The organism is Micromonospora echinaurantiaca (assembly GCF_900090235.1).
In the GTDB taxonomy this organism is placed as follows: domain Bacteria; phylum Actinomycetota; class Actinomycetes; order Mycobacteriales; family Micromonosporaceae; genus Micromonospora; species Micromonospora echinaurantiaca.
On record NZ_LT607750.1, the window covers coordinates 3,698,926 to 3,711,362 of the forward strand.

General features: G+C 65.0%; 10 protein-coding genes, 4 pseudogenes and 1 other annotated feature. Of the genes and pseudogenes, 10 read left to right on the forward strand and 4 right to left on the reverse strand.

What is annotated here, in order from left to right; all coding sequences use genetic code 11:
* The 3 genes from GA0070609_RS33310 to GA0070609_RS16630 all read left to right on the forward strand — a co-directional run bounded on the left by GA0070609_RS33310 (window position 1) and on the right by GA0070609_RS16630 (window position 2,942).
* Window positions 1–1,005, forward strand: a complete 1,005-nt coding sequence (locus GA0070609_RS33310) for a hypothetical protein (RefSeq protein ID WP_157748215.1) — start codon at window positions 1–3, stop codon at window positions 1,003–1,005.
* Between the two features lie 358 nt (window positions 1,006–1,363).
* Complete coding sequence (locus GA0070609_RS16625; protein WP_088994628.1) at window positions 1,364–2,164, forward strand: hypothetical protein; 801 nt, start codon at window positions 1,364–1,366, stop codon at window positions 2,162–2,164.
* A gap of 460 nt (window positions 2,165–2,624) precedes the next feature.
* Window positions 2,625–2,942, forward strand: coding sequence for a hypothetical protein (locus GA0070609_RS16630; protein ID WP_157748216.1), 318 nt, complete (start codon window positions 2,625–2,627; stop codon window positions 2,940–2,942).
* A gap of 802 nt (window positions 2,943–3,744) precedes the next feature.
* Here GA0070609_RS16630 and GA0070609_RS33315 read toward each other — a convergent pair.
* Window positions 3,745–3,828, reverse strand: a pseudogene (locus GA0070609_RS33315) (transposase); the annotation flags it as partial.
* 424 nt (window positions 3,829–4,252) lie between these two features.
* Complete coding sequence (locus GA0070609_RS16640) at window positions 4,253–4,987, reverse strand: methyltransferase domain-containing protein (RefSeq protein WP_088994630.1); 735 nt, start codon at window positions 4,985–4,987, stop codon at window positions 4,253–4,255.
* 151 nt (window positions 4,988–5,138) lie between these two features.
* On the opposite strand from GA0070609_RS16640, the gene GA0070609_RS16645 reads away from it, so the two are divergent.
* Window positions 5,139–5,372, forward strand: coding sequence for a hypothetical protein (locus GA0070609_RS16645; RefSeq protein ID WP_088994631.1), 234 nt, complete (start codon window positions 5,139–5,141; stop codon window positions 5,370–5,372).
* A gap of 414 nt (window positions 5,373–5,786) precedes the next feature.
* A pseudogene (locus tag GA0070609_RS16650) lies at window positions 5,787–6,295 on the forward strand (LytR C-terminal domain-containing protein).
* 542 nt (window positions 6,296–6,837) lie between these two features.
* Here GA0070609_RS16650 and GA0070609_RS33320 read toward each other — a convergent pair.
* Window positions 6,838–7,182 (reverse strand): hypothetical protein, encoded by a 345-nt coding sequence (locus GA0070609_RS33320; protein ID WP_157748217.1) that lies wholly within the window; start codon window positions 7,180–7,182, stop codon window positions 6,838–6,840.
* A gap of 127 nt (window positions 7,183–7,309) precedes the next feature.
* On the opposite strand from GA0070609_RS33320, the gene GA0070609_RS16655 reads away from it, so the two are divergent.
* The 5 genes and pseudogenes from GA0070609_RS16655 to GA0070609_RS33330 all read left to right on the forward strand — a co-directional run bounded on the left by GA0070609_RS16655 (window position 7,310) and on the right by GA0070609_RS33330 (window position 11,480).
* On the forward strand, window positions 7,310–7,831 hold the full coding sequence (locus GA0070609_RS16655; RefSeq protein WP_088994632.1) for a SigE family RNA polymerase sigma factor: 522 nt from the start codon (window positions 7,310–7,312) through the stop codon (window positions 7,829–7,831).
* Window positions 7,831–8,754: a hypothetical protein gene (locus GA0070609_RS16660; protein ID WP_088994633.1), complete on the forward strand. Its 924-nt coding sequence runs from the start codon at window positions 7,831–7,833 to the stop codon at window positions 8,752–8,754. Before GA0070609_RS16655 ends, GA0070609_RS16660 begins: the two co-directional genes overlap by 1 nt.
* A gap of 1,052 nt (window positions 8,755–9,806) precedes the next feature.
* Window positions 9,807–9,937: a sequence feature (AL1L pseudoknot), on the forward strand.
* A pseudogene (locus tag GA0070609_RS16665) lies at window positions 9,842–10,567 on the forward strand (IS3 family transposase); the annotation flags it as partial. It overlaps the preceding feature by 96 nt.
* Window positions 10,543–10,977: pseudogene (locus GA0070609_RS16670) on the forward strand (helix-turn-helix domain-containing protein); the annotation flags it as partial. The pseudogenes GA0070609_RS16665 and GA0070609_RS16670, both read left to right, overlap by 25 nt.
* A 152-nt stretch (window positions 10,978–11,129) precedes the next feature.
* Entirely contained in the window at window positions 11,130–11,480 is a 351-nt protein-coding gene (locus GA0070609_RS33330) for a hypothetical protein (RefSeq protein WP_157748219.1), read from the forward strand.
* A gap of 535 nt (window positions 11,481–12,015) precedes the next feature.
* Here GA0070609_RS33330 and GA0070609_RS16675 read toward each other — a convergent pair.
* On the reverse strand, window positions 12,016–12,429 hold the full coding sequence (locus tag GA0070609_RS16675; protein ID WP_088994635.1) for a hypothetical protein: 414 nt from the start codon (window positions 12,427–12,429) through the stop codon (window positions 12,016–12,018).
* Window positions 12,430–12,437: the final 8 nt, after the last annotated feature.

Here is a 12,437-nt window from a genome sequence, read left to right on the forward strand (position 1 = left end):
ATGAAGACGCAAACTACCCTGGAAGCGTTGCCGCCTCGGATAACGAGCGCTACGGAGTACGGCTCCGACTACGACGTGCGGCGTTGGCTGGGCGAACTGGCGGATGACGAGCGCTGGGATGCGCGATCGGTGGTCGGACGAGACGGAGGCAAAGTAGTCGGTTGCCTTCCCATCTGGCGAAGCACGCTTTCCCGCACACCCCAAAACGAGATCACCCGCGAGCTGACCACTCTCGGCCTCCCGAATGACGTGCCTTGCCTGCATCTAGGCCCACACAGCCGCAAGATCGGCGGCGCGGCGGTGGTGCGGCGACGCGACCGGTGGGCCTCTGAGGAGTGCCTGACCGCCCTCATCCGCCGCGCGACCGAGGAGGCTCAGGCGATCGGACTGCGCCCAGTGGCCCTATATGTGCCGCATAGTCAGCTGGCCGCTTTTCTGCGGTCGTGGCCGACACCGCCGCGGGTTCATCCGGCGGATATGTTTTCCCGTCTCGAGGTGGAGGTCGATTCGTCTGGGCGAGTGCATCACGCGTCGAAGCGCGTGCGCGACGTGTGGACGCACGACGCTCGCGCAGCTGAGGATCTCCGCCTAGAAAGGAGCTGGTCACAGGTGACGAAGGAGCTCATCGCCGAGGCCGCACCGCTCGTCGCGGCCGTTTCCCGGAACAACGGCGCGATCGCCCACCACCGGCTGAGCGCCTACCAGCTCGAAAAATGGTGGACGTTCGACAGCCAAAGCGCGCGGGCGCTGAGCGTCCGGACCAGCGGTGGCGAACTTGCCGGCGTCACGTTCGCAAGACTCCGCGAGTCAGCGCTCGAAGTCTACGAAGTTGGCATGCCAGACGAATTCGAGCAGCGGAGATTTCTGTACGCAACTCTGTGCTTCGTCGAGCCACTTAAGTTCGTCGCCGCCAATGGCTTGACCACCATCGAACTCGGGACGGGCCACTCCTCCGCTAAGCGAAGCCGCGGTGCAGAGCAGGAGTTGTTGTGGCACATCTACTGATGTCGTCGAATCCCCTGCGCACACCCGACGCAGACCACCGGAACGCAGTTGGCCTCTGGGGCCGAGTCGTCGGACCGTTCGATCGGCATGCGACGTTGACCGACGGGCGAAAACCGATCACCTACGCGGATTTGGCCTCCGCCATTGCCGAGCACCTTGACAGCCCGACGCCGCTCACCGTTGTGGCCTCGAGAGATCCAGTGATAGCGGGCGAAGCGGAAGGTGCTGCACGAACTCTGCTGCCACACTATGTGCATTCCCGCCACGCGCTCTGTACTGACACCGTACCGCTCACCAGCAACTGGAAGGTTGACCACGGCACGGTTCGCCGCATACTTAACGACGAGAGGGCACGGTCATGACGATTTGCGTTGTTGACTTCCTGCGTTTCGACGCGAGGCGTCCGCTGGCTGAGCTTCTCGTAGAAAGCGACTGCCCTGTGCATCACACGGTGGATCCGGTCAACGATCTTGCAGAGAGCCGAGAGGTTGCCTCGCTGGCCGAGCTTGCCGAGCGCTACGCGGTCGACCTCGTCGACTCCGCAACGCCGCCGCACGTCGTAGTTGGCGTCTGCGCGGCGGCGAAGCTCAGCCTCCTGATCACCGCTAAACTGCGCAAACACGAAATCGACGCGCGGTGCGTGCTAGTCGACCCTCGCTGGGCGGGCTTGGATGACGTCGCCGTCTCGTTCGAAGAGGTCCAGAGATCCATGCGGTCCGGCGTGACTAGTGAGGAGCCAAACGCAGCTGGCAGGCGAATCGAACAAATGTTAACCGTTCTGGACGCAGAACTGCACGCGGTCTTCGCAAAGAGAGGGCATGGCCTTGAGACGGAGCCCGTCATCAAAGCTCTGCTGAATCGCTACCGGGCTTGGTTCGAATTTCTGCGGATTTCCGGCGAGGCGGCCCCGGCGCTCCCACCGACACGACTGATCACTCCGCCCGGCTTCGCCCAACCATCGTGGTGGACCACCTGTTGGCACGCAACGACCATCAGCGACCTGGAGCAGGCCATCCGTTACGCCAACCAGCACGTAATTGACAGGATCATCACAACAATCGCCGAAGCTGGCCCCGACCATTCCCAAGCCGATACTGGTTTCCTCGGGACCGAGTCGAAAATGAACCGCCACGGGGTTGGCGTGAAAACGGCTCGGTAGCCGGGTTGATGGAGTTGGCTGACCAGGCGGCGGGCTTAGCCTCGCGCCTTCAGTAAGCGCGCTGGTGACCCTACCTGGAACGCGAAACCGCCTTCCGATCTGGGATGATCTGGGTTGTCTGGAGTCAAGATCGTCCCGCACGAGGCACTTTCAGGGTGCGGGGTACTCGTACGCGTCCGAAGGTCGTGACTGTTGGTGGCGCTCGGGGTGTGATCGGTCACGCGGGCACCCGTCTGCTCACCGAGCTGTCGGACACCACCGGGTTGACCGGGGGCTTCGTCCAAGCGGTGGAGCTAACCGGAAGCGCCAGCCGACGCACGACCGGGCCGCGTCGCGGTCAATAATCAGGGACGTCGCACGTAACTCGGTGTCGACGTGCCGGTCCACTCCCCGGGCACTTGAGATGAGCCGGAATGGGGTCGAGGGCGCCGGCGACCGTAAGGCTACAAGGACCGAATTCATGTTGATGATCATGCTGCTAGTGCACGCCGATGAAGGGGAGGAACTGCGGCTGACCGACGAGGACTGGAGAGACCACTTCTGGCTACACACTCGCGCCGATGACCGCATCGAACACATTCGGGTGCAGGTAACCGGCAGTGGCGTCAAGGCAGTCTTCTTCAGCGCCAGCGTTGATCGCGGCAGTTCCGCTGCCACGGTCGAGGCCATCTGTGTCCGTGCGCTAGAAGCAATGCCCGGATCCGCTACGTGGGAGGTCAGCTACCATCCGACGACTCCCGGTGAGCCCCCGCTGGGCGACCTGAAGAGTGACCAATGACGACGACGCGGGCTGCCTCGGTGATCAGCTCCGTCCCCCGGTCTTCTTGCCCGACCGGTGGACAGCAGGCGGACCCGACGGGCAAGCTTCGCGGGCACGTTGACCGCCTCCACACCGTCGGCGGCCAGCCGTGTGGTCAGCGGGGCGCCGAGCCCAGAGGCACCTTCGATCGCCCAAACCGCGTCGGGCCAGCGGCGGAAGAAGCGGCGTAGCTGCCGGTAGCCATCGCGGTTGACCGGAACGCGGATGGACGCCAACGACTGGAGTCGAGCGTCCACCGCGCCGGCGGTCCACGACGCCTAGTGCGGATCGATTGCGATGACAACCTGAGCAGGCGTCAGCGCAGAGCGGAGGGCATGCGTTCTCCTCATGACAGCCCACAGCACGGGTGCTTGAACCGGCGAGGAGGGCAGACCAACTTCGGGCTAAACAGACCTCTCTCGAGCCACTCTCGCCGCCGGCCGCGGCCGGGACGCAGGCCGTTCGGCAGCCAGCCCGAAGGCGGCAGGCGTAACTAGAGCGATCCCAACCACGGCCTCAAAGATCATGACTGCAGACCACGATCTCCACCAACGATCAAACAAGTTGGAGACCTCCCTGTCGCCGACCGCTTGACACAGAGAGGTGCCGTTCGTCTTACAGTCCCGAGGAGGCCGTGATGGGATACGGCGCATGCACTCCGGGCCCGCGGCAGGCCCGGCAAAGTCCCCAGGTGATGCCGAGTAGGGCCAGTGGTCGGTTGCTGTCGCGGGCGTGTTGTCGGTTGGCGGCGACGATGTTGGTGACGCCGGTCAGGCGTACGGCGCCGATTAAGCGATTCGATCGCGTTCGTGGAGAAGATGACCTTGCGGATCTCGAGGTCGTAGTCGGGGAACGGGATGAACTCGAGCCCGTTCCCAGTCATGTCGGTTTGGGAACAGCGCGAGCCGTGGCCCACCGACGTTGGCTTCCTGCACGATGCTGGATTGACCGACCTGCATTGGGCCATGCGCTGCCCCGACCTGTGCCTATGTGGCCCCTACATATCAGCGACGTCGTCAACGGAGATGACACCCGGAGTGTGCTGACGCCGAGTGGGAACTGACCAACGCGGGCGGCCGGTGGGTGTAGGCGCGGCAGAGGTAGCGCTCCTCGAGGTCCCGAACTTCAGTTGGATCGAGCGATCAACACGACGCTTCACGCGGCGCGGCCGCGGAGTTCAACCACAACAACCCGTCACTCTGCGTAGCGCGTCCGCGCCGCTACCCCGGGCCGCATACGGATCTGTCGATGGAGTGCCTGGCGTCAATGCGGCTTGACCGAGTAGGGCGTTAGCGCCCGAGTACGAAATATGCGAGACCGAGAACGCCGCGATAGACGCCGACGTATTCGCGTAGGCGGGCATCGAGTTCATCCCGAAGCCCTGCGGCTCGGGGATCCTCGGGGTGGTGCAGCAACCACTCCTGGCGGCCGGCGAGCCACGTTGACTCGAAGTCGTCCCATTCCCGTTGATCGGCGGTGCTCAGGTGCAGGACGCGCCAGCCCAGCGATCGTGCGTGCTCGACCAGATCCGCGAGGGGCATGATCTCCGCGCCGAGGATCTCTGTCGCCTCCTTCGTGGGTGGGCGCTCCCAGAACCCCTCACCGAACAGCAGCCGGCCGCCCGGCTGGACGAGATCGGCGAGCGCCCTGAGGGCTTCACGTGTTCCTCCGAATGCGTGTGAAGCGCCAATGCACATGACCCGCTCTGCACGCTCTCGCCAGGCCGCCGCTTCCTGCTTCAGGAAGGTCACCTGCTTGTCGAGTGACCGATTGGCGGCGAGGGCACGGCCGCGCGCCAAAGCTGCGTCATCGGTGTCGACGCCGGTACCCGTTCTCGAGCCGGTGCCATCTGCGCCGACTGCCCGCAATAAGAGCTCGCCCCAGCCGCATCCGAGGTCCATCACGTGGGCGCCGGCGGGAATGTCGAGTCGTTGGAGTAGGAGGGCGGCGTGGGACTCCGACAGCGGTGTGTTCCAGCGCATCCGCGCGTAGCGCGCGATGGCGAGATCGTCGGCTGATGGCATCGCGCCAGCGTGCCAGGTCCTGATCGACCATGCACCGCCTTTTTGCAGGCGGTTCCGGCACCCTCATCTGCCGCGACCCGCTCGCTACGCAGTGTCACGTCGGGCTCGACTTGCCGGCGTCCCAGCGTACCGATGGTCCTATCCTCGCCGTATGACATATGAGGCTCCGGACAGAATTCTGGATCGCTTGATCGAGGCAATAGCGGCCCAGCTGGGTACTTCGGAGCACTCCGCCCTGGCGCCTGTCGCGGTCGAGGCGCTGACCGGGTTGAGCAGGCCCGAGGCGAATTTGATCTTCAGTCATGATGGCCACCTCGTGCACTACGGCACAAACACCGCACCGCTGGAGATCCTTTATTCAGTTGATCTCGGATATTCAACGTAGTGTGGCTGCGGCGGCTGCTGCAATCCTGCCGGGCGACATAGTGAGTGACCGGGTCAGGCGTGAGGCACCGCCTCAACACCCAACGGCCCAGCATCGGCGGCTGAACGCGGAGTCAACCCGCTTGCCGCCGATGTGGGGTTGAGGAAGATCAGCGCTGGCCGCTGGGCGTGGTGGCGCGGGTACCGGCGCCACCACGCCCAGCGGCGCGAAGAATCATGGGCGGCCGATACGTCTTCCGCTGCCCGGCCTCCTTTGATTACCCACCGCAAACTGCCATGCCGACTGGATTCACATCACAGATAAAGTGCCGCAGCATGGCCAGCCGACAAGATCACTACGTCTACCAGGCCACCGTCATGATTACCGCGCTACGGCAATGGTTTTCCGGGGAGCATTGAGATGAGTTTTGCGCGAGTGCGGGCACTCGTTGTCGTCGGTTTGCTGGCGGTCACCGCTGTGGTCTTCGTGGTCGTCACGCTGGTCCGTGACGCTCAGGCCGTGCGGGTATCGCCACTGGTTGCCCGGACGGCTGGCCGCTTGCCGACATCGCCCTGCGTTTACCCAAGGAGATCAAGATCAATGTGTTGAACGCGACCGACGAGAAAGGGCTCGCCGGCAGCGTCGCGAACGACTTCCGCAACCTCAAGTTCCAGGTCAAGAAGGAAGGCAACGCGCCCAAGGGGGTCGACGAGGTGGCCGTGCTCCGGTACGGCCCGAAGGGGGTCGGCTCGGCGCACCTGCTCCGCGCGTACTTCCTCAACGACGCCAAGCGGGATTATGACCCAAAGCGCACCGATGACACCGTCGACGTAGTGCTCGGCAACGGGTTCCGCCAGCTTGCCAGCCCCACCGAAGTCAACCAATCCCTCGTCGAATCGCCGGTCGCCCCACGTGGCTCTTGCCCCGCGCCCGTGAACAAGTAACCCCGAGGACGGAGCTGTACCGAGCGACGGCTGAGTAGACCGGCAGGAGTTCGTAGGCCGTTGGTTGGTCTTCCAGCCGCACTTCCGTTGGCGGTGTTTGCGCAGCTACAGATCTTGAAAGGCTAGGTTCAGCTGGGTTGGAGGGCCAGGCCGGTGTCGGTCGGGAAGCTGACGAGTGGGCCGGGACATGTGCTGGATGCTCAACACGCGCATCGCGGCACCCGTTGTGTTTCGCCTGCTTGACCCTCGACCTGGTTGAGCCTTCAGGATCGCCGGGTCAGCCAGTCGGCGATCAGTGGGAGTGATCCATTTTGGTGGGCAAGCTTGCCGCCAGTCCGGCATCCCAGGCGGTCGCGATCGGCGAGTCCGTGCCAATCACGGTGCGGTGGACGGGTCTCACCGCCGGTCGGCGCTACCTCGGTCTCGTGTCATTCAGAGGGGGCAACCACGCTCGGGTGCACGACTGTCTCGGTTATCGCCTAACCGGGCGTAAGTCGGCTATCCGCGCCTGCGCGGATAGCCGACTTAACTGTTAGATGCGTCTACTGTTCTCGAACATAGAGGTCGTACACGCCTTCGAACAGCGCGCACTGGTAGTCCTGCCATTTACCGGTCGCCATACCGTGCTGGCCCGCAGCTTGACACTCGGCATCCGTCGAGTATGCACCAGCAAACTCCCATGGACTGGCCTGAGCTTCTGAGGCAAATCCAATTGACAGCACGACACCGGCGATCCCGGTCGCAAGAACTTCACTGAGCTTTCTCATCGCCAACTCACTCCAGCTAATTGGTGCTTTCAGCAAGGCATAGCTGACATAAGCGTTCGCCACTCCGGTATAACGGCCGTATAGCGGCGCGACGATCGTCCGTTGGGTCGGTACGCCCATGCCCGCTTCGCCATCGCCGCACACGCCTGCCGCTCGGCCAGCACCACGGCGGCCTGGACGGGGTCGCTTCGGTCGAAGAAGCCGGGAGTCATCCCATGGCAACGGGTCCTGTTGAGACGGCGTTCTGATGGGCATGCAAGTAGATTCCCTCTTCGAGACGTTCGTCGAACGACGCTCTACGGACCTTCTCCGCACCGCGTACCTACTCACCGGGGATCGCGGACATGCCGAGGACCTGTTGCAGACGGCGTTGCTGCGCACTGCGCAGCACTGGCCTCGTGCACGCGCGGCACCCGAGGCCTACGCGCGCCGAGTACTGGTCAACCTCTCCCGGGACCGAATCAGACGGCTGTTCCGTCGCCCGCGGGAGACGTCCATGACGCCCGGGGCCGACAACCTGCCCGCCGCTGATGGCGGCTACGACCAGCTCACGGACCGACGGCTAATCGTCCGCGCGTTGGCCACGTTGCCTACCCGGCAGCGGGAGGTCATCGTGCTGCGCTTCTTCGAGGACCTGTCGGTCGATCAGACCGCCGACCTACTCGGGTTTTCCGCCGGCACGGTCAAGTCGTACACGTCACGCGCCCTGATCAGATTGCGGGAACTTTTAGCCGACTCAACCGCAACCACTTCCATTGGAGGGTCCTGATGCACGTCGATGAGCAGTACGGCCGCCGGCTCGGCGCACAGTTGCGCGAAGAACTCGACGACGTCCACGCGGCCCCGGACATCGTCTCGATCCTGCGCCGCCAGCGGTCGCGACGCGCGTGGAGGATCCGAGCCGCGATCGCCACTCCGATCGCGACGGCTGCCGCGATCGCGATCGTGTCGTCCTTGACCGGGCCCGGTCCTCAACCGGACGGTTCGTCGAACGACTCCGTGCAACTTCAGAACGTCGCCTACATCAAGGCGCAGACCACCCGGGCGCTGAGCCAGGCCACAAATTACGTCATCTATTCCGAAACCGTGTACTCGGGCGGGCGCATCGAGCAATGGAACGACCCGGCAACTCAGCGCTACCGCAACGACGTCTACTCCGTCGACTACGATTCCTTTCCGGTCGGACCAGATGGGCAAGTTCAGGTACCCAGTAATCCAGGTCCCCCGGTCCTATTCCAGTCTCACAGCGCGAGCGGTCCCTTCAGCAAGCGGGACGTCGTCAGCGTGGACTATAAAAGCAAGACGTGGCACAGAGATCACGAGACCAACGCGCCGCCGCCCGGCGCGTTGGACGTGACCGATCCGGACTCGGTCGAGAAGGCGATTAACAACGGCCGGTTCGAGGTGCTGGGCGATGATGTTGTGAACGGTGTGGCCACGCTACATCTGCGCATCAGTCCCAGCGGTGGAACTGGGCCAGCGATGAACCCAGCCGATCACGCCAGCGCCCGCGGTGATGGGATCGACCTGTGGGTCGACGAGAAAACCTTCCTGGCGGTTCAGTCGGCGAAAATAGTGGAAACCAAAAAGGGACCCGTCACGACGACGACGTACACCTGGTTGCCGCGCACGGATGAGAATTTGGCGCGTCTCGTGCTGATCGGCCCGCCAGGTTTCACCCAGGAGCACTGAGAAGGCGGCGAGGCCTCGCTGCCGGCGAGGCCTACACGTCTACAACCAGCCACCAGATCGGGGGAACCGCAACTCGGGCCGGTGGAGCACGTCCTACGTCCGCGAGACTGTGACCAACCCGAAGTACACCGGTTCCATATTCTGGAACCGCCCCGCAACCAAAGACGAACAGCATCCTGGCAGGCCCAACCCCGCGACGAGTAGGTCATCTCCAGCCAATCCCAGCACAAAGCGCTCGCGCCGGCCGACCTGTCCGTGGCCGCCCAGACCTCTCCGGATGCGGCGGGCGCGTGTCAACCTCGACCCGCTGGCCCACAACCCGCACCTGCTGACCGGGAGCGGCTGGCAATGCCGATGGTCATTTCCTCGCGCGGATCAACCGCCGTATGTAGGAACCGACCGCGACATCGCCGCCGCCTCCGACCAACGACGTCTCGTTGCCGGACCTGCTACCGCTCGTTGAGATCGACATCACTCAAAGGCCGGGACCCCGCGGGCTCGATGCCGCCCGGGGCCGAGATCCATTACGACCACCGCACACGCGCGGGCCAACGGATCAAGGCCCTGCACGTCTTAGTGTGTGCCCCCGGCGTGAGTAGCACTGGAAGGGAGAAGGCTCTCCGCCCTCCGATGGCCGTTGCCGTCGGAGGGCGGTCTCCCGCGTTTCGGGCGGCCACGAGTCCTCGGGCATTCATGACTGCTTCGGTTGTCCTGCTGATGTGAACCGTCCCCGGTCTGGTGACTGGTTTGAAGCCACGAAAGGGTGGTGTCATGCCAGCACCGAGGAAGTACCCCCAGGAGTTGCGTGAGCGGGCGATGCGGCTTGTGCAGGAGGCCCGGGAGCAGGATCCGGAGTTGTCGCTGAACGCGGCGGTGGTCCGGATCGGGCAGCGGACCGGCGTGAACGCGGACACTCTGCGGGTTGGTGTAAGCAGGCTGATATCGATGCCGGCCGGCGGCCGGGTACGACGACCCGTGATGCGCAGCGGATCAGGGAGTTGGAGCGGGAGAACCGTGAGCTGAAGCGGGCCAACGAGATTCTGTTGGCGGCCAGCTCGTTCTTCGCGCGGAAGCTCGACCCGCGTTTGCCGTGGTAGTGGCGTTCGTCGACGAACACCGGGAGCGGTTCGGGGTCGAGCCGATCTGCCGCGTGCTGACCGCGCACGGGGTCACGATCGCCCCGAACAGCTACTACGGGCACAAGAAGCGGCCGCCGTCGGCGCGGCTGCAGCGCGATGCGCGGGTACTGGCGCAGATCGTCCGGGTGCCCACCGATCCGGCGATCGGCCGTGGCCCGTACGGCGTCCGCAAGGTGCATGCCGCGCTGGCCCGTGAGGGCGGGGTGGACGGGCAGTCGGTGTCGCGGCGACAGGTCGAGCGGCTCATGCGCCGGGCCGGGATCCAGGGCGCCCGCCGCGGCAAACGGTTCGTCACCACCCGCCCGGACGCGACCGCGTCCCGGCCGCCGGACCTGGTCCGGCGCGACTTCACCGCGGCCGCGCCGAACCGGTTGTGGGTGGTCGACTACACCTACGTGCCGACCTGGTCGGGCATGGCGTTCACCGCGTTCGTCACCGACGTGTTCTCCCGCCGGATCGTCGGCTGGCGCACCGCCGCCAGCATGCCGACCTCGCTGCCGCTGGACGCGCTGGAGATGGCGCTGTGGACCCGCCACCGCCAAGGCCACAGTAAGCACGGCCGGCTCGACGGGCTGATCCATCACTCCGACGCCGGAAGTCAAGGCGGATTCCAGTGGTCGTCGCAACACCTCGATCAGGGGGTGTGCGGATGGGAAGACCATCGGGCTGGGTGACCGCGATGACGGGCCGACCGGCGATGCGATCACCAGGACGGCCGGACGTGAACGCCAGGGATGTTCAGCGGCAGTTCTGGCGGCGAATCGCTGAGGGCTTGTCGAGCGAGGAAGCCGCGCTGGTCTGTGGTGTGTCGCAGCCGGTGGGCGCCCGGTGGTTCCGTCAGGGTGGCGGCATGCCGCCGCTATCTCTCAAGCCGCCGTCGGGCCGGTATCTGTCGTTGGCCGAGCGGGAGGAGATCGCGCTGCTCAAGGCCCAGGACAAGGGCGTGCGTGAGATCGCTCGGCTCGTCCGGCGTGACGGGTCGACGATTTCGCGGGAGCTGCGCCGCAACGCCGCTACCCGTGGCGGTCAGCCGGAGTATCGGGCCTCGGTCGCGCAGTGGCATGCCGAGCGCCGCCTGCGGAGAACTCTTTCCCTGCGCGGACGTTCAAGAAGGTCTACGTGCTCAATCAGGCCCATCCGGACGCAGGAGATCCTCTCGGGAAGCATGAGCGGGGCACTCCAATTAGGCGGAACACGCAGCAGCAGGTAACGGCCTCTCTGACGGCGGTAGCAAATGTGACTTTCATCGACGACGGGGAGGCAGTGATCGAGACGAGGGACGGCTGCCCAAAGGTCAAGGACGGCGGCATCTTGATCACGCTGGGCACGGTGAACGGCGACGATCAGAAGGTGCAGGTACCGATCACCGGCTTTGTCGCCTGCCTCGGCGCCACCTGGCTGACCTACGTGGTGCAGAACAGACCTGGTACCGGGTGGCGGGTGACGGGCACGACCGGCCCGAGTGCAGACTCATTAACCCGCGAACGATCCCGCCGCGACTCCTCACCCCGTCTCAGGGCCCTGGGACCGCCGGCCAGTTGCGCGGTCTTGACGAGTAGTGACCGGCGACGCGGGTCACGCCGCTGAGCGGGTCGGCGATGGGTCCTCGCTGCCATCGCGGGATGAGGTTGTGGAATTCGCCCAGCGGAGACTGCCAGCGCCGCCAACGTGGTGATGCTGCTTGTCATGGCGACACCGCCCGGGCGGGAGCTGTTCGACTGGTACGTCGGATAGCCGGCCCATGTTTCCCTACAACCATCCTCGTATTTGCCGCATGGACTGCCGCCAGGCGCCCACAGCGCGCTACCTAAGCGGATCTCCTCGTCGGCAGTCGCCAGACCGTCCAGCCTCCCCGGACGGGGACAAGGTGGAGCGCCCTACCGGACGAGTCTCAATGGTGGCTGTCAAGCGCGCCTTGCGGCGGGCAGGGTCTCCTCGGTCGGGCAGGCTTGTTCCTGTCCGGGGTTCGCGGTCGGGTCAAGGCTCGCCGTAGGCGACCGCGTAGCGGCTCGGCCTTGATCCGACCGGGGTTCTCGGGCAGCCCTTGCGGTGCCCGGCCGAGGGGACCCGTTGCGGTCTCCGAGGGAGGGTCGGGGTGCGGGGCAGCGCCCCGTCGCTCTTGTCAGCCGCGTGTGGATGCTCGCAACTGCAAGTCGACGTGTGGTTGACGCACCAGGGCCTCTCCCCAATCGCCGGTCATTTCCCAGACGTCGGGTCCATGGTCGGCTGCCAGGTGCAGAGTATCGATGTGGCCATAGTCGGGCTCTCCTGATGCATCGGTAGCGAACGGCGCCGTCGACCGGCGGACGTGGATGGCCGAACCGCTCCGCACCGTCAATGTCGCTTCGCGGTAGCAGTGCGTCTCATTGGCAGCGGCCGACTGGTAGGCAGGGTGCTCCGGCGCGAGGGCGGCTTCGAGCTTGAAGACCACTGCCGTCGCGGAAACGTCTACGTCCAAGACCCAGGAGTCCTCCAAGACGACGCCTACCAAGTCGGAGAAGACCTCGTAGTGCTTGCCACCCTCACGTCTTGCCACAGGCTAAG